22 protein-coding genes and 1 pseudogene are annotated in these 24,143 nt (G+C 74.6%); 7 read left to right on the top strand and 16 right to left on the bottom strand.

All coding sequences use genetic code 11. The annotated features are described in order from the left end of the window. Window positions 1–33: 33 nt before the first annotated feature. Complete coding sequence (locus ABZ621_RS21445) at window positions 34–1,245, top strand: PLP-dependent transferase (RefSeq protein WP_360606802.1); 1,212 nt, start codon at window positions 34–36, stop codon at window positions 1,243–1,245. On the opposite strand, the gene ABZ621_RS21440 is transcribed toward ABZ621_RS21445, so the two are convergent. The 3 genes from ABZ621_RS21440 to ABZ621_RS21430 form a co-directional block, all read right to left on the bottom strand. Beyond that, the gene (locus tag ABZ621_RS21440; RefSeq protein WP_360606800.1) at window positions 1,172–2,575 is read right to left on the bottom strand and encodes a GNAT family N-acetyltransferase; all 1,404 of its coding nucleotides are present in this window, start codon (window positions 2,573–2,575) and stop codon (window positions 1,172–1,174) included. The two genes, ABZ621_RS21445 and ABZ621_RS21440, sit on opposite strands and share 74 nt — an antisense overlap. Window positions 2,576–2,720: 145 nt before the next feature. Further along, window positions 2,721–4,310 (bottom strand): alkaline phosphatase D family protein, encoded by a 1,590-nt coding sequence (locus ABZ621_RS21435; RefSeq protein ID WP_360607006.1) that lies wholly within the window; start codon window positions 4,308–4,310, stop codon window positions 2,721–2,723. A gap of 212 nt (window positions 4,311–4,522) precedes the next feature. Further along, window positions 4,523–6,031: a PLP-dependent aminotransferase family protein gene (locus ABZ621_RS21430; protein WP_360606798.1), complete on the bottom strand. Its 1,509-nt coding sequence runs from the start codon at window positions 6,029–6,031 to the stop codon at window positions 4,523–4,525. On the opposite strand from ABZ621_RS21430, the pseudogene ABZ621_RS21425 reads away from it, so the two are divergent. Further along, window positions 6,022–6,915: pseudogene (locus ABZ621_RS21425) on the top strand (DMT family transporter); the annotation flags it as partial. The gene ABZ621_RS21430 and the pseudogene ABZ621_RS21425 overlap by 10 nt on opposite strands. A gap of 51 nt (window positions 6,916–6,966) precedes the next feature. Here the strand turns inward: ABZ621_RS21425 and ABZ621_RS21420 are convergent. Next, window positions 6,967–7,803 (bottom strand): alpha/beta fold hydrolase, encoded by an 837-nt coding sequence (locus tag ABZ621_RS21420; RefSeq protein WP_360606796.1) that lies wholly within the window; start codon window positions 7,801–7,803, stop codon window positions 6,967–6,969. 319 nt (window positions 7,804–8,122) lie between these two features. Here ABZ621_RS21420 and ABZ621_RS21415 point away from each other — a divergent pair, with 319 nt between their 5' ends. Next, window positions 8,123–8,857: a GntR family transcriptional regulator gene (locus ABZ621_RS21415; protein ID WP_360606794.1), complete on the top strand. Its 735-nt coding sequence runs from the start codon at window positions 8,123–8,125 to the stop codon at window positions 8,855–8,857. Window positions 8,858–8,948: 91 nt separating this feature from the next. Here the strand turns inward: ABZ621_RS21415 and ABZ621_RS21410 are convergent, their stop codons facing one another. Then, window positions 8,949–10,106 (bottom strand): ROK family transcriptional regulator, encoded by a 1,158-nt coding sequence (locus tag ABZ621_RS21410; RefSeq protein ID WP_360606792.1) that lies wholly within the window; start codon window positions 10,104–10,106, stop codon window positions 8,949–8,951. Between the two features lie 186 nt (window positions 10,107–10,292). Between ABZ621_RS21410 and ABZ621_RS21405 the strand changes: the two genes are divergently transcribed. Next, complete coding sequence (locus ABZ621_RS21405) at window positions 10,293–10,730, top strand: hypothetical protein (protein ID WP_360606790.1); 438 nt, start codon at window positions 10,293–10,295, stop codon at window positions 10,728–10,730. Here the strand turns inward: ABZ621_RS21405 and mug are convergent. From mug to ABZ621_RS21390, 3 genes are all read right to left on the bottom strand, one after another. After that, the gene (gene mug / locus ABZ621_RS21400) at window positions 10,708–11,229 is read right to left on the bottom strand and encodes a G/U mismatch-specific DNA glycosylase (RefSeq protein ID WP_360606788.1); all 522 of its coding nucleotides are present in this window, start codon (window positions 11,227–11,229) and stop codon (window positions 10,708–10,710) included. The two genes, ABZ621_RS21405 and mug, sit on opposite strands and share 23 nt — an antisense overlap. A gap of 62 nt (window positions 11,230–11,291) precedes the next feature. Continuing rightward, window positions 11,292–12,734 (bottom strand): adenylosuccinate lyase, encoded by a 1,443-nt coding sequence (purB, locus tag ABZ621_RS21395; protein WP_360606786.1) that lies wholly within the window; start codon window positions 12,732–12,734, stop codon window positions 11,292–11,294. A gap of 97 nt (window positions 12,735–12,831) precedes the next feature. Further along, window positions 12,832–13,614: an SGNH/GDSL hydrolase family protein gene (locus tag ABZ621_RS21390; RefSeq protein WP_360606784.1), complete on the bottom strand. Its 783-nt coding sequence runs from the start codon at window positions 13,612–13,614 to the stop codon at window positions 12,832–12,834. A gap of 485 nt (window positions 13,615–14,099) precedes the next feature. On the opposite strand from ABZ621_RS21390, the gene ABZ621_RS21385 reads away from it, so the two are divergent. After that, entirely contained in the window at window positions 14,100–14,696 is a 597-nt protein-coding gene (locus tag ABZ621_RS21385) for a maleylpyruvate isomerase N-terminal domain-containing protein (RefSeq protein WP_360606782.1), read from the top strand. An 84-nt stretch (window positions 14,697–14,780) separates the two neighbouring features. Here the strand turns inward: ABZ621_RS21385 and ABZ621_RS21380 are convergent, their stop codons facing one another. The 7 genes from ABZ621_RS21380 to bioB form a co-directional block, all read right to left on the bottom strand. Beyond that, the gene (locus ABZ621_RS21380) at window positions 14,781–15,800 is read right to left on the bottom strand and encodes a hemolysin family protein (protein WP_360606780.1); all 1,020 of its coding nucleotides are present in this window, start codon (window positions 15,798–15,800) and stop codon (window positions 14,781–14,783) included. Beyond that, entirely contained in the window at window positions 15,797–17,137 is a 1,341-nt protein-coding gene (locus ABZ621_RS21375; RefSeq protein WP_360606778.1) for a hemolysin family protein, read from the bottom strand. The genes ABZ621_RS21380 and ABZ621_RS21375 overlap by 4 nt, the downstream gene beginning before the upstream one ends. Before the next feature lie 215 nt (window positions 17,138–17,352). Next, complete coding sequence (locus ABZ621_RS21370) at window positions 17,353–17,778, bottom strand: GNAT family N-acetyltransferase (protein WP_360606776.1); 426 nt, start codon at window positions 17,776–17,778, stop codon at window positions 17,353–17,355. Window positions 17,779–17,905: 127 nt separating this feature from the next. Then, the gene (locus ABZ621_RS21365; protein WP_360606774.1) at window positions 17,906–18,250 is read right to left on the bottom strand and encodes a VOC family protein; all 345 of its coding nucleotides are present in this window, start codon (window positions 18,248–18,250) and stop codon (window positions 17,906–17,908) included. Window positions 18,251–18,285: 35 nt separating this feature from the next. Continuing rightward, entirely contained in the window at window positions 18,286–19,002 is a 717-nt protein-coding gene (gene bioD / locus ABZ621_RS21360) for a dethiobiotin synthase (protein WP_360606772.1), read from the bottom strand. Window positions 19,003–19,021: 19 nt separating this feature from the next. Then, entirely contained in the window at window positions 19,022–20,302 is a 1,281-nt protein-coding gene (locus ABZ621_RS21355; protein ID WP_360606770.1) for an adenosylmethionine--8-amino-7-oxononanoate transaminase, read from the bottom strand. Window positions 20,303–20,311: 9 nt separating this feature from the next. After that, window positions 20,312–21,574, bottom strand: a complete 1,263-nt coding sequence (bioB, locus tag ABZ621_RS21350) for a biotin synthase BioB (protein WP_360606768.1) — start codon at window positions 21,572–21,574, stop codon at window positions 20,312–20,314. Between the two features lie 205 nt (window positions 21,575–21,779). On the opposite strand from bioB, the gene ABZ621_RS21345 reads away from it, so the two are divergent. Continuing rightward, complete coding sequence (locus ABZ621_RS21345; RefSeq protein WP_360606766.1) at window positions 21,780–22,958, top strand: 8-amino-7-oxononanoate synthase; 1,179 nt, start codon at window positions 21,780–21,782, stop codon at window positions 22,956–22,958. Between the two features lie 185 nt (window positions 22,959–23,143). After that, a complete protein-coding gene (locus ABZ621_RS21340; RefSeq protein ID WP_360606764.1) occupies window positions 23,144–23,581 on the top strand; it encodes an ATP-binding protein in 438 nt (145 codons plus the stop codon). Between the two features lie 84 nt (window positions 23,582–23,665). Here ABZ621_RS21340 and ABZ621_RS21335 read toward each other — a convergent pair whose 3' ends face one another. Beyond that, window positions 23,666–24,142, bottom strand: coding sequence for a C40 family peptidase (locus tag ABZ621_RS21335; RefSeq protein WP_360606762.1), 477 nt, complete (start codon window positions 24,140–24,142; stop codon window positions 23,666–23,668). Window position 24,143: the final 1 nt, after the last annotated feature.

Genomic DNA, 24,143 nt, shown 5'->3' with positions numbered 1-24,143 from the left:
ACTACCTTCCGGTATCCGTTCACAGTGCGGGCCATGGACGCCATGGATCACGCCCCTTCGGCCACCCCGAAGGCGCTCGCCACCGAAGCCGTGCACGCCGGCCGGGAAGACCTCGCCGCGCTCGGGCTGCACGCCCCGCCGCTCGACCTGTCCACCACCTACCCCTCGTTCGACGCCCGGGCGGAGGCCGCCCGGATCGACGAGTTCGCCGCGACCGGCGCCCGGCCCGAGGGCCCGCCCGTCTACGCCCGGCTCGACAACCCGACCGTGGCCCGCTTCGAGGACGCCCTCGCCCGCCTGGAGGGCACCGAGGCCGCCGTCGCCTTCGCCAGCGGCATGGCCGCCCTGACCGCTGTTTTGCTGGCCCGGGCGAGCCAGGGCCTGCGGCACGTCGTGGCGGTCCGCCCGCTCTACGGCTGTAGCGACCACCTCCTGGACGCCGGGCTGCTCGGCACCGAGGTCACCTGGACCGACCCGGCGGGCGTCGCCGACGCGATCCGCCCCGACACCGGCCTCGTGATGGTGGAGTCCCCGGCCAACCCGACGCTGGCCGAGGTCGACATCCGGGCCGTCGCCCACTCCTGCGGCTCGGTGCCGCTCCTGGTCGACAACACCTTCGCCACCCCGGTCCTGCAGCGCCCGGCCGGTCTCGGCGCGCGGATCGTCCTGCACAGCGCCACCAAGTACCTCGGCGGACACGGCGACGTCATGGGCGGCGTCGTCGCCTGTGACGAGGAGTTCGCCCGCGAGCTGCGCCGGGTCCGCTTCGCCACCGGCGGGGTGCTCCACCCGTTCGCCGGCTATCTGCTGCTCCGGGGGCTCTCCACCCTCCCGGTCCGGGTGCGCGCCGCCTCCGCGACCGCCGCCGAGCTGGTGCGCCGGCTGGCCACCGACCCGCGGATCGCCCGCGTCCACTACCCGGCGATCGGCGGGGCGATGATCTCCTTCGAGGTGTACGGCGACCCGCACGAGGTGATCGCCGGCGTCCGGCTCATCACCCCGGCGGTCAGCCTCGGCAGCGTCGACACCCTGATCCAGCACCCCGCGTCCATCAGCCACCGCATCGTCCACGAGGGCGACCGCCGGGCGTCCGGCGTCAGCGACCGGCTGCTGCGGATGTCGGTGGGCCTGGAGGACGTCGAGGACCTGTGGCGCGACCTCACCGAAGCGCTCAGCGCTCGCTCCGACGGGCCTGCGGACGCGTCTGCTCACTCCGTCGCGCTGCCGGGTCGAGCCGGGCGGTGATCACCAGGGTGCCCTCCTCGATCTGGTAGTCGAGGGGCAGGCCGAGCGCCCGCATCGCCGCGACCATGCCGGTGTTGGAGGCCTGGGTCACGGCGTAGACGCTCTCGCACCCGGCCTCCTCCGCCATCGCCACCAGTCGGCCGAGGAGTTCGGAGCCGATCCCGCGGCGCTGCCAGTCGTCCTCGACGAGCAGCGCCACCTCGGTCTCGTCGCCGTCCCACAGCAGGTGGCCGAGGGCGACGAGCCGGCCGGAGGCGGTCTGCACGGCGAGGGTGCGGCCGAAGCGGGGGCTCAGCAGGTGGTCGAGGTACCGGTCCGCGTCGCCGACCGGCCCGTGGTAGCGCAGGCTCAGGGTGCGGGCCGAGCAGCGCTCGTGCAGGGCACGGGCGGCGGGCAGGTCGCGCTGGTCGGCGCGGCGGACCGTGATCTCGTTGCCCTCGGGGAGGGTGAACACGTCCTGGCTGCGCGGGACGCGGGGGCCGAGCCGCGCGTCGAGCTCGACGAGCGCGCGGGCCCGGGCGAACTCGGTGGGAGTGAAGGGGAGATGGGGCCGCTCGATGAGCAGCGTGCCCCCGCTGGGGTCGCGCAGCTTCATCACGGTCTCCTCCAGGACGCCCTCGACGGGGGCCTCCTCGCCGGTGGGCCGCCCGGTGAGGGAGACCGCCGGGATCGAGTGCAGGGTGCAGCGGCCGAGGAGGCGGCGCAGCGCGAGGGGGAGTTCGGCGGCGTCGAGCGCGGTGCGGGTGGCGAGGCCCAGGACGCGGGTGGGGGTGTCCACGAGGTCGTGGGCGTCGGCCCGTTCGGTCCAGGTGTCGCGCCCGCCGGCGGCGGCGGTCTCGCGGGCGAGGTCGGCGGCGGAGAGGGCGGCCGGGGCGCGGAGCAGGAACTCGTCGACCGTGCCCTCGGTGAGCGGGTGCGTCTGGAGGGTCAGGATGTCGACGCCGAGCCGGGCGAGCACGGTGCACAGCGCGGCCAGGCTGCCGGGGGTGTCGTCGACCGTCGTCCGCAGCCGCCACAGGGCGGTACCGGTGGACTCCGGCGCGCCGTCCGGGGCGGATCCGTGGACCGGGGCGGGTGTCGGTGCGACCGCGGGTGTCGGTGTGGGTGGGGCATGGCTGTGCCTCCGTGCCCACCAGGTGTGGAAGCCCGCGGTGGCGGCCAGCGCGATCGCCGAGAAGACCAGCAGGTAGGGGCCGTCGGGTCCCTTGACGATGGTCTTGGCGATCGTGTCGGCCACCACCACGGCGGTGAACAGGGCCGCGAGCTCGATCAGGTCGTGCCGCCAGTGGTGCGGGCGGCGGGTGCTCTTCGAGGACGTCACGTCGGTCATGACTTCACTGTGACCGAGTGGTGTTGCGTGATCACGAACGCTTTGTGACTGGCGGGTTAAGTGGCGATCTGGCGCATTTCCGACCGATTAGGTCCACTTCTGCCATGTCGTGATCGGTCCCCTGGCGGAGTCCTTTCCCCGGAGGTTACTGCCCCACCAGCCCCGGCCGCAGCACCTTGGTGAAGAGCACCGCGTCGTCGTCCGCCCGCAGCCGCACCGTCAGCTCCCCGCTGCCGCCGTCGATGTCCACCTCGCCGAAGTACTGCGGACTCTCCATCGGCGACACGTTCGCCCGCTCGGGCGCCCGCACGAAGACCCGCTCCGGGCCGAAGGTGCCGTCGAGCCTGTTGGCCGGGAAGCCGCCCGCGGCCAGCGGGCCCGACACGAACTCCCAGAAGGGCGCGAAGTCCTGGAAGGCCGCCCGCTCCGGCACGTAGTGCTGCGCGGAGGTGTAGTGGACGTCCGCGGTCAGCCAGACGGTGCCGGTGATCCGCCGGTGCTTGACGAAGCGCAGCAGCTCGGCGATCTGGAGCTCCCGCCCGAGCGGCGCGCCGGGGTCGCCCTGCGCGATCGCCTCGAAGGCGGTCGCCCCGTCCGGGACGACGAGCCCGATCGGCATGTCGGCGGCGAGCACCTTCCACACCGCCCGGGAGGCCGCCAGCTCCCGCTTCAGCCAGGCGAGCTGCTCCGCCCCGAGGATGCCCGTGGTGTCGTCGGCCTGCCGGCCGGGCGAGTTGGCGTTGCGGTACGAGCGCATGTCGAGCACGAAGACGTCGAGCAGCGGCCCGTACCGCACCACCCGGTGCATCCGCCCGCCGCTCCCGATCCCCGCCCCGGGACGCAGCGTGGAGACCGGGTAGTACTCGGAGAAGGCGCGGGAGGCCCGGGCGGCGAGCACGTCGACGTCCTTCTCGGTGTAGCGCGGGTCGTCCAGGATCTGCCCCGGGTACCAGTTGTTCCGCACCTCGTGGTCGTCCCACTGCGCCACCGTCGGCACCTGCGCGTTGAAGGCCCGGACGTTCCGGTCGAGCAGGTTGTAGCGGAAGGTGCCGCGGTACTCGTCGAGCGTCTCGGCGACCTTCGCCTTCTCCGGCGTCATCAGATTGCGCCACACCCGCCCGTCGGGGAGCGTCACCGACGGCTGCAGCGGCCCGTCGGCGTAGACGGCGTCACCGCTGCACAGGAAGAAGTCGGGGTCGAGGCGGCGCATCGCCTCGAAGGCGCGGAAGCCGCCGATGTCCGGGTTGATGCCCCACCCCTGCCCGGCGATGTCGCCGGACCACAGGAACCGCACGCCGTCGCGGCGCCGCTCCGGAGCCGTCCGGAAGGTGCCGGTGAGCGCCTCGCTCGTACGCCGCGGATCGTGCGGGTCGGCGAGGACGACCCGGTAGTGGATCCGCTCGCCGGCCGGCAGGCCGTGGAGGGCCGTCGTCCCCGTGAAGTCGGTGTCCGGACCGAGGAGGGGACCGGGGTGGCGGCGGACCCGGCGGAACGACTCCGTCGCCGAGGTCTCGACGATCATCCGGGCGGGCCGGTCCGACCGCACCCACACGAGCCCCGAACGGGCGGTGACGTCGCCGGCCTGGACGCCCCACCGCGCCTCGGGGCGCCCGGACAGGGCGAAGGCAGGCGCCGCGAACCCGGCGCCGCCCAGGGCGAGTCCGGCGGAGACCGCGAGCGAGCCCCGCAGCACGCCACGGCGCGCCGGCGCGGACACCGGAGCCGGCGCGGGCATGGGCACGGTCGAAGGGGTGGCGGGGTCGGAACCGGGCGGCGGGTTCATGGTCATACGGAGCCTCCGAGGGCGCGTCAGGGCGACCGGACGTCACGGCTTGCGGACGTCAAGGCCGGTCACCGGTGCGCGAGTTCGCACCGGACGCCCCCTGCCTAGCCGCCGGGAGCGGCGCCCGCGCGAACCCCGCGTGAACAGCTCGCCGCGGCGCCCGCTCACCGGCCGCCGAGCGCCTCCGCCGTGCGCCGTATCCCTTCCGCGATCACCGCCGGCGCCAGGTGCGCGTACCCGATCACGAGCCGTACCGCCCCGTCCGCGGGCCGCGCCGTCCCGTACTCCTCCAGCGGGCGCAGCACCACCCCGGCGCCCGCCGCCCGCGCCACGAACCGGTCCGGGGGCCCGTACCGGGCCGGCAGGCGCGCGATGACGTGCAGCCCCGCCGCGATGCCGGTCACCGACGTGCCCGGGAAGTGCCGTTCGAGGGCGGCGAGCAGGGCGTCCCGCCGCTCGCGGTACGCGCGCTGGCAGCGGCGCAGCTGCCGGTCGTACCCCCCGCTCGTCACCAGGTGCGCCAGCGCCGCCTGGTCGAGCGACGGATGCCCGAGGTCCATGGTCCGCTTCCGCTCGACGACCTCGTCGAGCAGCGCCTCGGGCAGCACCATCCAGCCGAGCCGCAGCCCCGGAGCGAGCGACTTGCTCACCGAGCCCGCGTACACGACCCGCTCGGGGTCCAGGCCCTGCAGCGCGCCGACCGGCGCCCGGTCGTACCGGAAGTCGCCGTCGTAGTCGTCCTCCAGGACGTGGCCGTCCACCGTCCGCGCCCAGTCCAGGAGCATCCCGCGCCGCTCCGCCGACCACGCGATCCCCGAGGGGAACTGGTGCGCCGGCGTCACCACCACGGCCCGTACGTCCGCCCGGGCGAGCGGACCGGGACGCAGCCCCTCCCCGTCGAGCGGCAGGGGCACCACGTCCAGGCCCGTGGCCGCGAAGAGCCGGTCGTGCTCCGGGCTGCCGGGGTCCTCCACGCCCACCGCGCGGTGCCCGCGCGTCCGCAGCACCGTGCCCAGGAGCGTCGTCGCCTGCGCCACCCCGGAGCACACCACCAGCCGGTCGGGGTCGGCCACCACGCCGCGCCGCCGGGCGAGCAGCGCCGCGAGCGCGGCGCGCAGCACGGGCAGCCCGCGGGGGTCCGGGTAGCCGAGCGCGCCGTGCGGCAGCCCGGTGAGGACCGCCCGCTGCGCCGCCGCCCAGGCCGCGCGCGGGAACAGCGACAGATCGGGGGTGCCGGGCCGGAAGTCGGCGAACACCCCGGGCGCGGGCACCGGGGGGCCGCCGGGATCCGCGGCCGCCGCCGCCCGCCCCGTACGCACCGTGCCGCCGACCCAGGTCCCCGAGCCCCGGTCGCTGCGCAGATAGCCCTCGGCCGTCAGCTGCTCGTACGCCTCCGTCACCAGACCGCGGGAGACCCCCAGGTCGGCGGCGAGCGCCCGGCTGGACGGCAGCCGGGTGCCGGCCGCGAGCCACCCGGAGCGCACCGCCTCGCGCAGCGCCTCCTGAAGCGCCCGGCCCCGTCGCCGGGCGGGCGCCCCGGCCGCCGGGAGCAGCACCTCCCAGGCGGCCTGCGCCCCGCTGTCCCGAGCGGGCGTCCCGGCCGCGTCCGAGGCGGTCCCCGAAGGCGTCCCGGTCGTTCCGGCCTCGCCCGAAGTGGTCCCCGATGGCGTCATGGAAGTGGACCTTAACCGGGACCGCCCGGCTCCCTAGCGTCGGGAGCATGAACGCGAACGCCCTGCGCGGGGTCCTGCTCGTGGCCCTCGCCTACGCCCTCGTCGGCGCCTCCTTCACCGCCAACGGCCTGCTCGGCGACTACCCGTACGCGGGTGGGCAGGCCCTTCGGTACGGCGCCGCCTGTCTCCTCCTCCTGCCCCTCCTCGGCCGCGGCGGACTCGCCCCGCTCCGGCTCCTCGGCGTCCGCCGGTGGGCGCGGATCGCGGTCCTGGCCGCCGTCGGCATGGTCGGCTTCAACCTCGCGGTCCTCGCCGCCGAGCGCACCGCCGAACCCGCCGTCCCCGGGGTCGTCGTCGGCTGCGCGCCGATCGTGGTCGCCGTCCTCGTCCCGCTCCTCGACGGACGGCGGCCCGCGCCGCCCGTGCTGTACGGGGCGCTGCTCGTCGCCGTGGGCGCCTTCACCGTGCAGGGATGGGGGCGCACCGACCCGGCCGGGCTCGGCTGGTCGGTGGCGGCGCTGGCGGGCGAGGTCGGCTTCACCGTGCTCGCGGTGCCGGTGCTGCGCCCGCTCGGGCCCCGTCTGCTCACGGTCGCCGTCTGCGGGGTCGGGTCCGTGGAGGCCGCGCTGCTCGGGCTCGCCGTGGACGGGGCCGGTTTCGTGCGGATGCCGACCGGGGTGGAGGCGGGGGCGCTGCTGTGGCAGGCGGTGCTCGCGACCGTCGTCGGTTTCGTCCTCTTCTACATGGGGGTCGAGCGGATCGGCATGGAGCGCGCCACGCTCTACACCGGCGCCATCCCGGTGGCGGCGGCGCTGAGCGCGGCCGTGGTCGGCCAGGCGGCGCTCGGGCTGCCGCAGGCGGCCGGCGGTCTGCTGGTCGGAGCCGGGGCCGCGCTCGGCACCGGGCTCCTGACGCGGCGGAAGGCGGCGGCCGGTTCAGCCGGTGGCGCTGCCGTCGAGGACGACGCGCGCGACGAGCGCGGGGTCGTCGTTCATCGGGACGTGACCGCAGCCGGGCAGCCGCACCAGGCGGGCGCCGGGCAGGGTCCGCTTGGCGCGGACGCCCTGGCGGCGCGGGAGCAGCCGGTCGCGGCTGCCCCAGGCGACGGTGACCGGCACGGACGGGACGTCGTCGTGGAAGAGGACGCCGCGGCCGGCCGCGAGGGTTTCGCCGAAGCCGGTGGCCTCGCGCAGCGCCATGGTCTCGGCGGCGGCCGCCTCGGGTGAACGGCGGCCGGGCCGGGCGTAGATGGTGCTGGTGAGCAGGGTGCGGCCGGCCGGGGTCCGGGAGAGCCGGCCGATGAGGGGGACGGGCATCGCCCGGGCCGAGGCGCGCATCGCGCGCAGGGTTGCGAAGGCGTAGAGGCGCTCGGCCTCGGACCAGAATCCGGCGGGGGAGAGGGCGGTGACCGAGCGGACGGCCTTCTCGCGGCCGAGCTGGAGGGCGAGCAGTCCGCCGAGCGAGTTCCCCGCCACGTGCGGGCGCTCGGCGCCGAGGGCCGCGCAGAAGGCGGTGAGCACCGGGGTCACGGTGGACAGGTCGTAGGCGCAGCCGGGCGGGAGGCCGTCGGAGGCGCCGAAGCCGGGCAGGTCGACGGCGATGACGTCGCGCTCGGCGGCCAGCACGTCGAGGACGGGTTCCCAGGCCTGCCAGTGGTGGCCGATGCCGTGGAGCAGGAGCAGTGGTTCGCCCGTCCCGCGGCGCTCGTACGCCAGGGACGTGGTGCGCGGCCCCCGCGGGGTCTCGAACTCGAACGCGATCCGTGCAGGCATGGCGGCTCCCTCGCACATCCTCTTAGACGTCCTGTCAGCAAGGATTACCGGTCGGTAGCCGCCAGTTCAAGAGCCGTGCACGACGACTTCGGGCCCCGCCCGCCGATCCGGCGGGCGGGGCCTTGTGCTGCGCGCGCCTCACGAAGGTGCGAACGTCCTGTGAACGATCAAGGTCAGAGGGTCACATTTCCGGACGTTCGGCAGAGGATTGGTCTTGACCAAGGTGGTGGCTCGCCTTATCGTCGCAGAGTTAGTGCAGGAACCTTTAATAAACAAGGGCGCGGAAACGCCGCGGGACACGGCGAATTCGGAGGACAGGGTGGGGACCACACAGCTGGAAGCGGTTCAGGAACCGAAGTACCAGCACCTCAAGACGGTGATCGGCGAAGCTCTCGACTCCGACTTCGCGGTCGGCGAGATCCTGCCCAACGAGCGCGAGCTCGCGGCCCGCTTCGGCGTCGCCAGGGCCACGCTCCGCCAGGCCCTGGAACAGCTGGAGCTGGAAGGACGCCTCCAGCGCCGCCGCGGTGTCGGCACCACGGTCGCGCCCCCGCGCGTCGGTGTCGACGTCTCGACCACGCAGCAGGCCTGGCCCGGCGTCGGCGACGACGCCTGGCAGGCCCAGGACTCCGTCCTCGGCACGGCGCCCGCCGCCGTCGCCCGCCTCCTGGAGACCCCGGCCGGCGAGTCCGTGCACGTGGTGCGCCGGGTGCGCCTCAGCCAGGGACAGGCCGTCGCCGCCGAGCTGCTCTACGTGCCCTCGGCCTCGGTCGCCGGGCTCACCGCCGACGCCGACGGCGCCGCGAGCGCCCCCGCCGTGCTGCGCGAGCTCCAGCACCTCGCCCTCGACGGCCAGGACCGCTCCGTGGAGCTGGGGTCCGCGCGCGCCGACGACGCCAGGGAGCTCGACCGGCTGCCGGGTTCGCCGGTCCTCGTCGTGACGACCCGCTACCTCTCCGCAGGACGTACCGCGGCCGTCTCCGTCGCCACCTACCGTGCCGACACCTGCCGCCTCACCTTCGGCGACTCCCCCGACCTGGTGATGGCCTCCTGATCCGAGGGGCCGCACGCCGCCCCGGTCCGTACGACGAAGACCCGGCCTCACCGAGGCCGGGTCTTCGTCGTACGCACGCGCGCGGGCACGCTCAGCGGCGGGCCGTCACCCCGCCCTCGACGGCGAACAGCTGCTCCTCGACGTGGTCGAGGGCGAGCCGCAGCGCGCCCGTCGCGACGGCGGCCTCGCCGAGCAGCGAGAGCACCACCCTCGGCGGGCGCAGGCAGAAACGCGCCAACTCCTCGCGGAGCGGCGGGAGCACCCCGTCCAGGCCGGCCGCCCAGCCGCCGACCACGACCAGCTCCGGATCGAGCGCCAGGACGAGCGCCCCGACGTCGTGCACCAGCCGCTGGGTGAACCGCTCCACGGCGGCCTGGGCCCGCGCGTCGCCCTGCCTCGCCAGTGTGAAGACCTCCGCCACGGCCTGCTCGTCCAGCGGGTGCAGCGGCTCGTCCGTCGTCGAGAGGAGGTGCTCCGGCGTCACGCCCCGCCCCAGCAGGTGCAGCGCGCCGATCTCGCCGGCCGCGCCGCCGTAACCGCGGTGCAGCCGGCCGCCGATCATCGAGCCCGCCCCGGGGCTCAGCCCGGCGAGGACGAAGACGATGTCGTCGGAGTCGGTCGCGGCGCCCTTCCAGTGCTCGGCGACGGCCGCCGCGTTGGCGTCGTTCTCCACGATCACCGGGCAGCGGAAGGAGCGGCGCAGCCGCTCGCCGAGCGCCAGGCCCGTCCAGCCGGGGAGCGCGGTGCCGAGCCGGACCGTCCCGTCGGCCTCCACGATGCCGGGGGTGCCGACGCCGACCGCCCGCAGACTGGACCGGGGGACCCCGGCCCGGCGCAGCACGTCGGCGACGACCGCGCGCACCTTGTCGAGACGCTCGTCCTCGGGCGCGGTCTCCGACACCTCGCGGGCGCCGGCGCCGATGATCCGGCCGTCCAGGCCGGAGAGGAGCGCGGCGACGCGGTGCGGGCCGATCTCGATGCCGAGCAGATGGCCGGCCTCGGCGCGGAAGCGGAACCTGCGGGCCGGCCGGCCCTGACGCCGGGCCTCGCCCTCCTCGGGCGCCACCTCGACGACCAGACCGCCCTCGATGAGGCCCTCGACGACGCCCTCGACCGTCGGCCGAGACAGGCCGGTGATCCGGGTCAGGTCCGTGAGGGTGCGCGCGTCGGAGCCGCGCAGCGCATGGAGTACCACCGCGGAATTGATCCGCCGCAGCAGAGACGGATCCCCGCCGGTCAGCCGCCCCACCGTGTGTCCTCCCAGCTCGTGCCCGTCTCAGCCGGATGGTACTCAATGGTTCCGGAAGCGGCGACAGTCGCCCCCGGGCCGAGTCCTGGCCGTGTCCGCCCCGAGATCCGCGCCGGGGTCCGGGATCGCCACCGGGGAGGGACTGACGCGGCGCCAACTGTCGGTGGGGGACGGTTTACTGGGCCCATGACGACGACGCGTCTCCTGTCGGAGCTGGACTTACTGCGGTCGCGGGCGTTCCCCGCGGCGCCGGAGCGCTCCGGCGACCTCGACAGCGGGCCCGGCTTCCACGTCGCCGCGCTGGCCACCAGCGAGGACTTCTGGGAGGCCGACGTCGAGCGCCGGGAGACGGTCGAGGAGCAGTACGAGGCGGAGCGCGACGGACTGGCCGCCGTCCTCACGGCCCGCTGGGGCGAGCCGGACCGGATGAGCCTGTGGTCGCTGCACGCCCGGGGCATGGAGGGGGAGGAGCTGCCCGAGCCCTGGGGGGTGCTGTGCGCGCACGTTCCCGACCTGGTGCTGTGGCGGGTCGGCGGCCGCTGGATAGGGCTGGGGGTCTCGCAGTGGGACAAGGAGCTGCCGTTCCGGCTCCTCGCCGTCGTCACCGAGGTGGATCCGCCGTAGCGCCGGCCGGCGGCAGGCCCGCGGCCTCCCTGAGGCGGGCGTACTCCTCGGCCATCGTCTCCGCCGTCCAGTGCGCGTTGAGCCCGCTGGGGTTGGGCAGCGCCCAGATCCGGGTCGTGCCGATGGTCCGCTCCTGCGGGCCGATCGCCGCCTTCGGCTCGCCGAAGGCCGTGCGGTACGCGGTGACGCCGACGACCGCGAGCCAGCGGGGCTTCAGCCGCAGGACCTTCCCGGTGAGGATCCGGCCGCCCTCGACGTACTCCTCGCGGCTCAGCGCGTCGGCGCGCGCGGTCGCCCGGGCGGCGACGTTGGTGATGCCGAGCCCGTACGCGAGCAGCTCGTCCTGCTCGTCGGGGCGCAGCAGGCGCGGGGTGAAGCCCGACAGGTGGAGCACCGGCCAGAACCTGTTGCCGGGGCGGGCGAAGTGATGGCCGGTCGCGGCGGTCATCAGGCCCGGGTTGATGCCGCAGAAGAGAACGGCGAGGCCGCCCTCGGCCACGTCGGGGACGACGCGGTCGCGGGCGGCCTCCAGTTCCTCGCGGGTGAACCGGCGGGTCCGGGTCAGAGGATCGCCCCGGGGGTGTACGCGGCGGCCTCAGGGTGCTGCTTGGCGAGCTCCTCGATCCGGGAGACGACGGTCGCGACCTGGTCGGCGGCGGCACCGGTGAAGGAGAGCTTGTCCGCCATCAGCTCGTCGAGCTGCGCGCGGTCCAGCGGGATGCGCTCGTCGGCGGCCAGCTTGTCGAGCAGCTCGTTGCGCTCGACGCCCTGCTCGCGCATGGCGAGGGCCGAGGCGACCGCGTTCTCCTTGATCGCCTCGTGGGCGAGCTCGCGGCCCACACCGGCGCGGACCGAGGCCATCAGGACCTTGGTGGTGGCGAGGAAGGGGAGGTAGCGGTCGAGCTCGCGGGCGACGACGGCCGGGAAGGCGCCGAACTCGTCGAGCACGGTGAGGAAGGTCTCCAGGAGGCCGTCCAGCGCGAAGAACGCGTCGGGCAGGGCCACGCGGCGGACCACGGAGCAGGAGACGTCGCCCTCGTTCCACTGGTCGCCGGCCAGCTCGCCGGTCATCGAGGCGTAACCGCGCAGGATGACCATGAGGCCGTTGACGCGCTCGCAGGAGCGGGTGTTCATCTTGTGCGGCATCGCGGACGAGCCGACCTGGCCGGGCTTGAAGCCCTCGGTGACCAGCTCGTGGCCGGCCATCAGGCGGATCGTCTTGGCGATCGACGACGGCGCGGCGGCCAGCTGCACCAGGGAGGTGACCACGTCGTAGTCGAGCGAGCGCGGGTAGACCTGGCCGACCGAGGTGAAGGCGTGCGCGAAGCCGAGGTGACCGGCGATCCGCCGCTCCAGGTCGGCGAGCTTGCCGGCGTCGCCGCCGAGCAGGTCGAGCATGTCCTGGGCGGTGCCGACCGGGCCCTTGATGCCGCGCAGCGGGTAGCGGCCGAGGAGCTCCTCCAGGCGGCCGTACGCCACGAGCAGTTCGTCCGCGCCGGTCGCGAAGCGCTTGCCGAGGGTGGTGGCCTGCGCGGCGACGTTGTGCGAGCGGCCGGCCATGACCAGCTCGCCGTACTCGGCGGACAGCTTGCCGAGGCGGGCGAGGACGGCGACCGTGCGGTCCCGCACCAGCTCAAGGGAGAGGCGGATCTGGAGCTGCTCGACGTTCTCCGTGAGGTCACGGGAGGTCATGCCCTTGTGGACGTGCTCGTGGCCGGCGAGGGCGTTGAACTCCTCGATGCGGGCCTTCACGTCGTGCCGGGTGACCTTCTCGCGCTCGGCGATGGAGCCGAGGTCGACCTGGTCGAGGACGCGCTCGTAGTCGGCGATCGCCGAGTCCGGAACCTCGATCCCGAGGTCCTTCTGGGCACGCAGCACGGCGAGCCACAGCTGGCGCTCCAGCTTCACCTTCTGCTCGGGGGACCAGAGGACGGCGAGCTCCGCGGAGGCGTAGCGGCCGGCCAGGACGTTGGGGATACGGGGCTTCACAGTCGCAGCAGTCACGTGTCCAGAGTTTACTGGTGATTTCTGCAGGCCAGCGCCGTGGTCCGGGCTGGAGCTTGCTACGAGACCCAGGTCACGCCGCCGCCCCCGCCGCCGGTCAGACCTCGGACCGCGTCTCGTACGGCAGCAGCTCCGGCCGCTTGGGCGGGCGGCCGTCGCCGGACGAGCGGCCGGTGAGCCGGCGGCCGATCCACGGGCCCAGGTGCTCCTTCGCGAAGCGGGCGTCCTCGACCCGCCGGGTGACCCAGCCGGGCCGCGCGGCGGGGGGCAGCGGCTCGCGCCAGTCGTGCCCGGGGGCGAGCCCCAGCGTCTGCCACACCGCCTCGGCCACCCGCCGGTGGCCCTCGGCGGTGAGGTGGAGCCGGTCCACGTCCCACAGCTGGGGGTCGGCCAGGACCGGTGCCCCGTACAGGTCGACGACGAGGGCGCCGTGCCGGGCGGCCAGCCCGTCGATGTGCGCGAAGAGCTCCTCCATCCGGGGGCGGAAGCGATCGAGCACCGGCCCGTTCCGGCCGGGGCTGCGCATCAGGACGAGCTGTCCGCAGGCGGGTGTGAGGCGTTCCACGGCCTCGGTGAGGAGGCCCTTCACGCGGCCCATGTCGACCTTGGGCCGGAGGGTGTCGTTGAGCCCGCCGACGAGGGTCACCACATCGGCCTTCATCCCTGCGGCCAGAGGGACTTGCTCCTCGACGATCTGGCCGATGAGCTTGCCGCGCACGGCGAGGTTGGCGTAGCGGAAGCCCGGCGCGCGGCCCGCGAGCCGGCCCGCGAGGACGTCCGCCCACCCCCGGTAGGAACCGTCGGCCCTCAGGTCCGACATACCCTCGGTGAAGCTGTCCCCGACGGCGACGAGACTGTTGTACGTGGCATTGATCTCCATGGCGGAGCCGATCATACCGCGCGGTATGCGTGGCCGCCTCGGAGAACCCGGGAGGGGAAACCCGATGAGCGACGCGCTCCTGAACGCCCTGGCCGAGGCGCTGGCCGGGCTGGTGACCGCGGTCGAGACCAGCGACGAGGACGTCCTCGACCCCGACACCGCCGTGCGGTGGCTGGAGGACACCGGGTACGTCCTGCGCGGCCTCGGCGCCGCCGACCGGCACGCCCTCGACCGGCTCTTCCGCGAGGCCGCCCGCCGGCAGCCGCCCGGCCCCCGGCGCGAGGACCTGCTCCTGGTCTCCGGGGGCTTCGGGCTCGACGAGGACCCCCACCTCGCCGCCGTCGACGCCGTCGCCGACCACGCCCGGCGGTACGCGCACACCGTCCGCGACGCCGACCCGGCGACGCCCGTCCCGACCTGCCCCGGCTGGACGCTCGGCGACCTCACCCGCCACCTCGGCACGGTCCACGGCTGGGCCGCACCTGGTGACCGCCCGCCCCGCCACCCGGGTCCGCGCCGCCGACCTCGCCCTCGACGCGCCCGCCGCCCCGGCCGCGTACCCCGCCTGGTTCGCCGCCCGCGCCGAGGGCTTCGTCGCCGCGGCCCGCGCGGCCGACCCCGCGGCGCCGGTCTGGTCGCCGGGAGCGGAGCCGTACGTCCGCCACTACCCGCGCCACGTCCTCGCCGAGACCGTCGTCCACCTCGCCGACGCCGAGATCGCGCTCACCGGCACGGCCCGGCCGCTCGCCCCCGGCACGGCCGCCGAGGCCCTCGACCACTACCTCGCCACCGCGCCCCACATCCCCTGGATCGCCGAGCCGCTCGCCCACCTGGACCGCGACGGCGCCGTGCTGCGCCTGGACGCCCGCGACAGCGGCGCCGCCTGGACGCTCGTCCTCGGCGGCGGCGGCTTCGCCTGGAGCCGGGGCGGCGGCGGCACCGAGCCGACCGCGACCGTCACGGCCGACGCCGGCGACCTGCTGCTCCTGCTCCACCGGCGGTACGACGCCGACGACCCGCGCTTCACCCTCGCCGGCGACCGCGGCCTCCTCGACGACTGGCTCGCGGCCGGAGCGCTCTGACCCGAGTGCTCCGACCCGTGCCGCGCGACGGGAAGGGCCCCGGGAACAGAGTTCCCGGGGCCCTTCGTGCGAGGGGAGCCGGCGTCACGGCGCCAGGGGGCGCCCCACCAGCTCGCGGAGGACGTCCTCCATCGTCACCAGACCGGCCAGCTTGCCGTCCTCGTCGAGCACGCCGGCCAGGTGCGTCCGGCTGCGGCGCATCGCCGTCAGCACGTCGTCCAGCGGCGTCGCCGCCCGCACCCGGGCGATCGGCCGCAGCGCCGACACCGGGAACGGCAGATCGCGCGGGGTGATGTCCAGGGCGTCCTTCACATGGAGGTAGCCCAGGATCCGCCGGTCGGAGTCCACGACCGGGAAGCGGGAGAAACCGGACTCGGCGGAGAGCGCCTCCAGCTCCTCCGGGGTGGTGCCCACGCGCGCGTACCGCACCTTCTCCACCGGCATGACCACGTCCCGGACCGGGCGGCGGCCCAGCTCCAGGGCGTCGTGCAGCCGCTCCGTCGCACGGTCGTCGAGCAGCCCGGCGTCGCTCGCGTCGGTGACCATCCGGGCCAGCTCGTCGTCCGAGAAGGTCGCCGACACCTCGTCCTTCACCTCCACCCGCAACAGCTTGAGCAGCGTGTTGGCGAAGGCGTTGATCGTGAAGATCACCGGCCGCAGGGCGCGGGCCAGGGCGACCAGCGGCGGGCCGAGGAGCAGCGCCGTCTTCGCCGGCTCGGCGAGCGCGATGTTCTTCGGGACCATCTCGCCGAGCAGCATGTGCAGATAGGTGGCCACGGCCAGCGCGATCACGAAGGAGATCGGGTGGACCAGGCCGTGCGGCACACCGACGGCGTCGAAGAGGGGCTCCAGGAGGTGCGCGATGGCCGGCTCGGCCACGATGCCGAGCACCAGGGTGCACAGGGTGATGCCGAGCTGCGCCGCCGCGAGCAGCGCGGAGACGTGCTCCAGGCCCCAGACGACGCTGCGGGCGCGCCGGTCGCCGGACTCGGCGAGCGGCTCGATCTGGCTGCGCCGGACCGAGATCAGGGCGAACTCGGCGCCGACGAAGAAGGCGTTCACGACCAGCGTGAGCAGACCGATCAGAAGCTGGATCGCGGTCATCGGTGGTCCTCCCCGGTCTCGTTCCCGTCCTCGGGGAGCGGCGCGTGCATCAGGACGCGCGCGGCGCGCCGCCCGGAGGCGTCGACCACGTCGAGGCGCCAGCCGTCGATCTCCACCGTGTCGCCGACGGCCGGGATGCGGCCCAGGCCGGTGGCGAGGACGCCGGCGAGCGTCTCGTACGGCCCGTCCGGCACCCGCAGGCCGATGCGCTCCAGCTGGTCGGTGCGGGCGGCTCCGTCGGCCGACCACAGGAGACGGCCGTCCTCGTCCGTCCCGGCGCGCGCCAGGTCGGGGGTCTCGTGCGGGTCGTGCTCGTCGCGCACCTCGCCGACGACCTCCTCGACGATGTCCTCCAGGGTCGCGACGCCGGCCGTGCCGCCGTACTCGTCGATGACGACCGCCATCGTCTGCTTGCCGGACAGCCGGTCGAGCAGCTTGTCCACGGTCAGCGTCTCGGGCACGAGCAGCGGCTCGCGCGCGATGTCGCCGACGCGGCGCAGCCGCCGCTCGTCGGCCGGTATGGCCAGGACGTCCTTGATGTGGGCGATGCCCACGACGGTGTCGAGGTTGCCCCGGTAGACGGGGAAGCGGGAGAGACCGGTGGCGCGGGTGGCGTTCGCGACGTCCTCGGCGGTGGCCTGGACCTCCAGGGCGGTCACCTGGACGCGCGGGGTCATGACGTTCTCGGCCGTCAGCTCGGCGAGGTTCAGGGTGCGGACGAACAGCTCGGCGGTGTCCGCCTCCAGGGCGCCCTCCTTCGCCGAGTGGCGGGCGAGCGCCACCAGCTCCTGCGGGGAGCGGGCGGAGGCCAGCTCCTCGGCCGGCTCCATGCCGAGGCGGCGCAGGATCCGGTTGGCGGTGTTGTTGAGGTGGCTGATGAGCGGTTTGAACGCGGCGGTGAAGACGCGCTGCGGGGTCGCGACGACCTTGGCGACCGCGAGGGGCGAGGAGATCGCCCAGTTCTTGGGGACCAGCTCGCCGACCACCATGAGGACCACGGTGGACAGGGCCGTGCCGATGACCAGGGCGATCGAGGAGGCCACGGAGGCGGAGAAGCCGAGCGCCTCGACGGGGCCCTTGATCAGCGCGGCGATCGAGGGCTCGGAGAGCATGCCGACGACCAGGTTGGTGACGGTGATGCCGAGCTGGGCGCCGGAGAGCTGGAAGGTGAGCGACTTGACGGCCTTGAGGGCGCCGGCGGCGCCGCGCTCGCCGCGCTCCACGGCCGCTTCGAGCTCGCCCCGTTCGACGGTGGTCAGCGAGAACTCCGCCGCCACGAACGCGCCGCACGCCAGCGACAGCAGCAGCGCCACCAGGAGCAGAAGCACTTCGGTCATCGGTTCACCTCCGTCCCATGATCAGTCAGCGGGGCACGGAGTGCGCGATCTCGGCTGTGTCGATCTCGCCTGTGTCGATGTCGGCTACTGGGAGGCTCGCCCATGGGCGGACGTTCACACCTTTCGGTCGTCTCGGACGGTCTCTTGCCGTCCGAGGGAGATCCCATGGTAAAGGATCGGCAAAACGGCCACCGATCACCCGGTGACCGGGTCCGTCACCCCGTGAAGGGCTTCACCCAGCGGCGCCACTGCTCCTGCCGCTCGTACCCGGCCGCGCCCCACGCGTGGTGCGCCCGCTCGTTCTCCTCCAGGACCATCGCGTCCGCGCGCCGCCCGCCCAGGGCGGAGAACCGTTCCTCCGCGGCGGCGAGCAGCGCCTTGGAGATCCCGCGTCTGCGGTACGAGGGGAGCACGGCGAGCCGGTAGAGCGAGGCCCGCCAGCCGTCCCAGCCGGCGATCACGGAACCGGCGATCCGGTCGCCGTCGACGGCGAGGATCAGCGCCTCCGGGTCACGGTCGAGCAGCCGCTTCACCCCGGCGAGGTCGTCCGTGATGGAGGTGCCCTCGGCGGACTCCCGCCAGAAGGCGAGGACGGCCTCGGCGTCGGCGGGCACGGCGGCACGGAGCTCTATGTCGATCATGGCTCGATCCCATCACGCGGGTACGGAGCCGAGCCAGCACATTCCGCACCGTGGACGCGCCCGGCCGCCACCCCGCCCGCCACCCCGCCCGCCACCCCGCCCGCCACCCCGCCCGCCACCCCGCCCGTCACCCCGTGACGAAGCAGAACTCGTTCCCCTCCGGGTCCCGCATGACCTGGAAGGAGCCCTGCTCGTCGGTGACGAGACCGCCGACGCGGACCGCCCCGAGCGGCGCCACCTCGTCGGCCGCCGCCTCCGGATCCTCCACCTTCACGTCGAGGTGCAGCCGGTTCTTCACGACCTTGCCCTCGGGCACCCGCTGGAAGGCGACCCGCACGAAACCGGGCGGCTCCACGTACGACCAGTCGGGACTCCGGTCCACGGGCTCCCCACCGAGCAGCCCCGCCCAGAACCGGACCAGTACGGCCGGATCGCCGCAGTCGTAGACGAGCTCCTGTACGTGTGCGCGCATCCCCTCACCCTAGGGCGAGGGGACGCGCGCACACGTCAGGCGCCGGCTTCCCGGGCGAACGCGACCGCGTCCCAGGTGCCGCCCAGCGCCGGGGCGAGCCAGTCGGCCGCCGCCGCGCGGAAGGCCGCCGGGGACAGGGCGCCCGAGCCCTCAGGGACCGCGCCGAGCAGGGGTGCGCCGGCCGCCTCCGGGAGGTCGGCGAGGTTGCAGCGGGCGGCGAGGTCGGGCTCCGCCGGCCAGCTGCCGACGACGACGCCGAGGTGTCCGATGCCGCGCGCCCGCAGGGCCTCGGCGGTCAGGGCGGTCGAGTTCAGGGTCCCGAGCCCGGCCGGTGCCACCACGAGGACCGGTGCGTCGAGCAGCCGCGCGACGTCGGCGAGCGTGCCGCCACCGTCGTCGAAGCGGACGAGCAGCCCGCCCGCGCCCTCGACGAGCACCAGGTCGTGCTCGGCGGCGAGCGCCCGTGCCGCCTCCGCGGCCCGCTCGGGGCCGACCGGGGCCATCCCCGCGCGCCGGGCGGCCGTGCCCGGGGCCAGCGGCTCCGGGTAGCGGGCCAGCTCGGCGGCGGTCTTCGCGCCCGAGAGCCGTACGACCTCGTCCGCGTCGCCCCGCTCCCCGGGCGCCAGACCGGTCTGCGCGGGCTTCAGGACCGCGACCGAACGACCGGCGGCGACCGCCGCGGCGGCGACGGCCGCCGTGACGACCGTCTTGCCGATCTCCGTCCCCGTCCCGCTGACGACGACGATGCTCATGCTGTTCCTTTCCGGCCGCTCAGCCCGCGGCCGCGGCGGCGCGCACCGCCGCGCAGATCCGGGCCAGGTCGGCGTCCTCGGTCACGTACGGCGGCATCGTGTAGACGAGGTCCCGGAAGGGACGCAGCCACACGCCCTCCCGGACCGCCGCCCGGGTCGCCGCCGCCATGTCGATCTCGTGGTCGAGCTGGACGACGCCGATCGCGCCGAGCACCCGCACGTCGCGGACGCCCGGGATCGACTCGGCGCCGGCGAGGCCCTCGCGCAGCCCGCCCTCGATCCGCTTGACCTCCAGTGCCCAGTCCTGGGAGAGGAGCAGGTCGATGGAGGCGCAGGCGACCGCCGAGGCCAGCGGATTGCCCATGAACGTCGGCCCGTGCGCGAGCACCGGCACCTCGCCCTGCGAGATGCCGTCGGCCACCGCGCCCGTGCACAGCGTCGCGGCCATCGAGAGGTAACCGCCCGTCAGCGCCTTGCCCAGGCACATCACATCGGGGGAGACCCCGGCCTGGTCGGCGGCGAACAGCGTGCCCGTGCGGCCGAAGCCGGTCGCGATCTCGTCGAAGACGAGGAGCACGCCGTGCGCGTCGCACGCCTCCCGCAGCACCCGCAGGTACCCGGGGTCGTGGAAGCGCATGCCGCCCGCGCCCTGCACCACCGGCTCCACGATGACCGCGGCCAGCTCGTCCGCGTGCCGCGCCACGGTGGCACGGAGGAGCTCGGCGTACGACTCCTCGTACGCGGCCGGCGGCTCGGGCACAAAGACCTGCTCCTGGAGCACGCCGGACCACAGCTGGTGCATCCCGCCCTCGGGATCGCACACCGACATCGGCTGCCAGGTGTCGCCGTGGTAGCCGCCGCGCCAGGTCAGCAGCCGCCGCTTGGCGGGGCGGCCGAGCGAACGCCAGTACTGCAGGCACATCTTGGCGGCGACCTCGACCGCCACGGAGCCGGAGTCGCTGAGGAAGACGTGCCGCAGCGGCTCCGGCGTGATCTCGACGAGCCGGGCCGCGAGCCGCACGGCGGGCTCGTGGGTGAGCCCGCCGAACATGACGTGGCTCATCCGGTCGAGCTGGCCGCGCGCCGCTTCGTTGAGCACCGGGTGGTTGTAGCCGTGCACGGCCGACCACCACGAGGACATGCCGTCGATCAGCTCGGCGTGTCCCTCGGCCGGCTCGGCGAGCCGCAGCCGCACCCCGGACGCGGACGCGACCACCAGCGGCTCCGCACGGCCCGGCATGGGGCCGTACGGATGCCACACGTGCGCCCGGTCCAGGGCGAGGAGTTCGTCGTTGCGCATCGTCACCCGTTACGCGTTCGGGGCGAGGTCCGTGCCGGCGCCGCGGCGGCGCACCGCCACCAGGTCGGTCCGGGCCTCCGACGCCGGGGCCGACACCGCGGCCGGCACCTCCGCCGGGGTCTCCGCCGGAGCCGCCGCGTGACCGCCGCACGGGCCGCAGCCGCCGGCCGCCTCCCCGTGGCCGCCGCAGCCGGCCGCCGCCTCGGAACCGCAGCCGCCGCCCTGGGCGTGCGAACCGCAGCCGCCGCCGGCCGCCGCGAGCGCGTCGGCGCGGTGGGCGGGGAGCGTGGTGGTGCCCGCGCCCTCCACCTCGAAGCCGGCGTCCGCGATCATGTCGAGGTCGGCCTGGCCGGCCTGGCCCTCGCTGGTCAGGTAGTCGCCGAGGAAGATCGAGTTGGCGATGTTCAGCGCCAGCGGCTGCATCGACCGCAGGTGCACCTCACGGCCGCCCGCGATCCGGACCTCCACGTCGGGGCAGACGAAGCGGACCATGGCGAGGATCCGCAGACAGCGCTGCGGGCTCAGGTTCCACTCCTTCGCCAGCGGCGTGCCCTCGAAGGGGATCAGGAAGTTGACCGGCACCGAGTCCGAGTCCAGCTCGCGCAGCGCGAACACCACGTCGACCAGGTCCTCGTCGGTCTCGCCCATGCCCGCGATCAGGCCCGAGCAGGCCGAGAGGCCCGCCGCGTGCGCCTTCTGCACGGTGTCCACCCGGTCGGCGTACGTGTGGGTCTTGGTGATCCCCTCGTACGTCGCCTCGGAGGTGTTGAGGTTGTGGTTGTACGCGTCCGCGCCGGCCGACTTCAGCCGCTCGGCCTGGCCGTCGGAGAGCAGACCGAGGCAGGCGCACACCTCGACGCCCTCGTTCTGCTCCTTGATCGCCTCGATGGTCCTGCCGACCCGCTCGACGTCGCGGTCCGTCGGACCGCGGCCGCTCGCCACCAGGCAGACGCGCTTGGCGCCGCCGGCGATGCCGGCCGCCGCGGCGTCGGACGCCTCGTCCGGCTTCAGCCAGGTGTACTTGAGGATGTCGGCCTTGGAACCGAGCCGCTGAGAACAGTACGAGCAGTCCTCCGGGCACAGCCCGGACTTCAGGTTGACGAGGTAGTTCAGCTTCACCCGCCGCCCGAACCACTGACGGCGCACCTTCCCGGCGGCCGCCACCACATCGAGCAGATCGTCGTCGGAGGTCGCCAGGACGGCGAGCGCTTCTTCACGGGTCGGCGTCTCGCGCCGCAGCCCCTTCTCCACCAGCGTGTTCAGCAGGTCCATAAGGGTTGATCCTTGCCTACGGCACACCCCCGGGCCAAGGAGGATCTGAACAAACGGGCGTGATCGAGGTGTGTGTATGACCACATCCCGACCTCGGCCTTCTGCCGTTAGGGTCTGTGCGCTGCCTACAAAAGGCGTCGACCCCGGGCGCCGTACGGGTGCGGCCCGAGGCGACCGCACCAGGTGCCGACCGAAGGAACGCCGCATGCCCCAGGCCCAGCCGACCCCGCCCGCGCGCCGCGACGCCTTCGACTGGACCGGGGCGGAGGCCCGCCGCCGGGCCGAGGCCGGCCTGGTCAGGACCCTGCGTCCGCGCCCGGCCGAGTCGGACCTCCTCGACCTGGCGGGCAACGACTACCTCGGTCTCACCCGGCACCCCGAGGTGACCGGCGCGGCCGCCGAGGCCGCCCGCCGCTGGGGCGCCGGCGCGACCGGCTCGCGGCTCGTCACCGGCACGACCCGGCTGCACACCACGCTCGAAGAGGAACTGGCCGCCTTCTGCGGCTTCGAGGCCGCCCTCGTCTTCTCCTCCGGCTACACCGCCAACCTCGCCGCGCTCACCGCGCTCGGCGGCCCCGGGGCGCTGATCGTCTCCGACGCCGCCAACCACGCCTCGATCGTGGACGGCTGCCGGCTCGCCCGCGCCGAGGCCGAGGTCGTCCCGCACGCCGACCCCGAGGCCGTACGCAAGACGCTGGAGGCGCACGAGGGGCGGCGGGCCCTCGCCGTCAGCGACTCCGTCTTCTCCGTCGACGGCGACCGCGCCCCGCTGGAGGAACTCGCCGACGCCTGCCGCGCCCACGGCGCCGGGCTCGTCGTCGACGACGCGCACGGCTTCGGCGTCCTCGGCGAGGGCGGCCGGGGCGCGCTCCACGGCGCCGGACTCGCGGGCGACGAGGACGTGGTCGCCACCCTCACCCTCTCCAAGTCGCTGGGCAGCCAGGGCGGCGCGGTCCTCGGCCCGGCCCGGGTGATCGAGCACCTGGTCAACGCGGCGCGCACCTTCATCTTCGACACCGGGCTCGCCCCGGCCGCCACCGGCGCGGCCCTCGCGAGCCTGCGGCTGATCGCCGCGGACCCGGGGCTCGCCACACGGGCGCGTGCGGTCGCCGGCACGCTCCACCGGACGCTCACCGAGGCCGGGTTCGTCTCGGCCCGCCCGGACGCGGCCGTCGTCTCGGTGCACGCGCCGGGGCCCGAGGAGGCCCTGCGCTGGGCGGCCGACTGCCGCGAACAGGGCCTGTCCGTGGGCTGCTTCCGGCCCCCGTCGGTGCCGGACGGCATCTCGCGGCTGCGGCTGACGGCCCGCGCGGACCTCACGGACGCGGAGGTCGGGCGCGCGGTCGCCACGATCGTGCGCACCGCGCCGGCCGGGGCGCGCTGAGCCCCCGCACACCGCGGGTTCCCGATACCGTCCACGCGCCGTCGACAGGCCCGGAGTTCACCGCTTCGGGCGACAGAACGGGGCATATCTCGGGAGAACGACCCACCCGGGTGCCCGATCGGTGGCAGGCTGACGCGGAGCGCGAGCCGGGGCGACGCCCCCGGCGGGAAAGGGACGACGTCGCCATGGCAGATCACCACGAAGCATCCGTCACTCTGCCCAGCGAGCCCGGCGCGGTCGCCACGGCGCGGAGGTTCGTGGCGGAGGCGCTCGGCCGCTGGGGTCTGGACGACGACGGCGACGCGGCGGACTCGATCCGGCTGATGGTCTCGGAGCTGGCGACCAACGCGGTGCTGCACACCTTCGGGCAGTCGCCGACCTTCACCGTCGAGCTCCGCCTCGACCGCGAGGAGGTGCTGCGGATCGGCGTCACCGACAGCCATCCGCGCTTCCCGCGCCGGCTTCCGGCCGCCGTCCAGCAGGACAACGGCCGCGGCATGGTGATCATCCGGGTCCTCGCCGCCGAGGCCGGCGGACGGCTCTCGGTGACGGCGACCGCCGAGGGCGGCAAGACGGTGTGGATCACGCTGCCCTGGGCCGCGGCGGCCGTGCCGGCCTGCTGAACCGGTTCGCCGGGTCCGGCGCCCGCGGTGAGGGGTGTGGCGGCGCCACCGCACCCCGGGGACATCACCGCGGGCGCCGGTGGGTCAGCGCACGCGGCCGTAGTAGACCTTCGACGACCAGATCCGGTCGAGCTTCACCCAGGAGCCGGTCTTGGGCGAGTGCCAGATCTTGCCGCTGCCGGCGTAGATCCCCACGTGGTAGACCCTGCCGCCCGAGTGGAAGAAGACCAGGTCCCCCTTCTGCCGACTGGCGGCGGAGATGTGCCGGGTCTTGTTGTACTGCTGCTGCGCGGTGCGTGGCAGCGTCTTTCCCGCCTTCTTGTACGCGTAGAGCGTGAGACCGGAGCAGTCGAAGCGGGTGGGGCCCGCCGAGCCGTACCGGTAGGGCGCGCCCTTCTTGGACGCCGCCACGTTCAGGGCCTGCGTCGCGTGGGAGGTGGCCGCCTGGGCCTCGGGTGCGGCTCCCGGTGCGAGGAGCGTGCCGCCGACGGCGGCGAGGGTGAGAGCCGAGACGGCTCCGGCCCGGGACAGCAGGGACGGGACATGCATCTGCGCAGTCATG

It is taken from the genome of Streptomyces sp. NPDC007863, assembly GCF_040633895.1.
Taxonomy (GTDB): Bacteria; Actinomycetota; Actinomycetes; order Streptomycetales; family Streptomycetaceae; genus Streptomyces.
The sequence above is the reverse complement of the archived record's forward strand: the minus strand, read 5'-3'. Positions and strand labels throughout refer to the sequence as shown.

Bases quoted from the DNA above. Each gene is read 5' to 3' on its own strand.
- ABZ621_RS21445 (WP_360606802.1), top strand. From the start codon at position 34: ATGGACGCCATGGATCACGCCCCTTCGGCCACCCCGAAGGCGCTCGCC.
- ABZ621_RS21440 (WP_360606800.1), bottom strand. From the start codon at position 2,575: ATGACCGACGTGACGTCCTCGAAGAGCACCCGCCGCCCGCACCACTGG.
- ABZ621_RS21435 (WP_360607006.1), bottom strand. From the start codon at position 4,310: ATGCCCGCGCCGGCTCCGGTGTCCGCGCCGGCGCGCCGTGGCGTGCTG.
- ABZ621_RS21430 (WP_360606798.1), bottom strand. From the start codon at position 6,031: ATGACGCCATCGGGGACCACTTCGGGCGAGGCCGGAACGACCGGGACG.
- ABZ621_RS21420 (WP_360606796.1), bottom strand. From the start codon at position 7,803: ATGCCTGCACGGATCGCGTTCGAGTTCGAGACCCCGCGGGGGCCGCGC.
- ABZ621_RS21405 (WP_360606790.1), top strand. From the start codon at position 10,293: ATGACGACGACGCGTCTCCTGTCGGAGCTGGACTTACTGCGGTCGCGG.
- ABZ621_RS21390 (WP_360606784.1), bottom strand. From the start codon at position 13,614: ATGGAGATCAATGCCACGTACAACAGTCTCGTCGCCGTCGGGGACAGC.
- ABZ621_RS21380 (WP_360606780.1), bottom strand. From the start codon at position 15,800: ATGACCGCGATCCAGCTTCTGATCGGTCTGCTCACGCTGGTCGTGAAC.
- ABZ621_RS21375 (WP_360606778.1), bottom strand. From the start codon at position 17,137: ATGACCGAAGTGCTTCTGCTCCTGGTGGCGCTGCTGCTGTCGCTGGCG.
- ABZ621_RS21370 (WP_360606776.1), bottom strand. From the start codon at position 17,778: ATGATCGACATAGAGCTCCGTGCCGCCGTGCCCGCCGACGCCGAGGCC.
- ABZ621_RS21365 (WP_360606774.1), bottom strand. From the start codon at position 18,250: ATGCGCGCACACGTACAGGAGCTCGTCTACGACTGCGGCGATCCGGCC.
- bioD (WP_360606772.1), bottom strand. From the start codon at position 19,002: ATGAGCATCGTCGTCGTCAGCGGGACGGGGACGGAGATCGGCAAGACG.
- ABZ621_RS21355 (WP_360606770.1), bottom strand. From the start codon at position 20,302: ATGCGCAACGACGAACTCCTCGCCCTGGACCGGGCGCACGTGTGGCAT.
- bioB (WP_360606768.1), bottom strand. From the start codon at position 21,574: ATGGACCTGCTGAACACGCTGGTGGAGAAGGGGCTGCGGCGCGAGACG.
- ABZ621_RS21345 (WP_360606766.1), top strand. From the start codon at position 21,780: ATGCCCCAGGCCCAGCCGACCCCGCCCGCGCGCCGCGACGCCTTCGAC.
- ABZ621_RS21340 (WP_360606764.1), top strand. From the start codon at position 23,144: ATGGCAGATCACCACGAAGCATCCGTCACTCTGCCCAGCGAGCCCGGC.
- ABZ621_RS21335 (WP_360606762.1), bottom strand. From the start codon at position 24,142: ATGACTGCGCAGATGCATGTCCCGTCCCTGCTGTCCCGGGCCGGAGCC.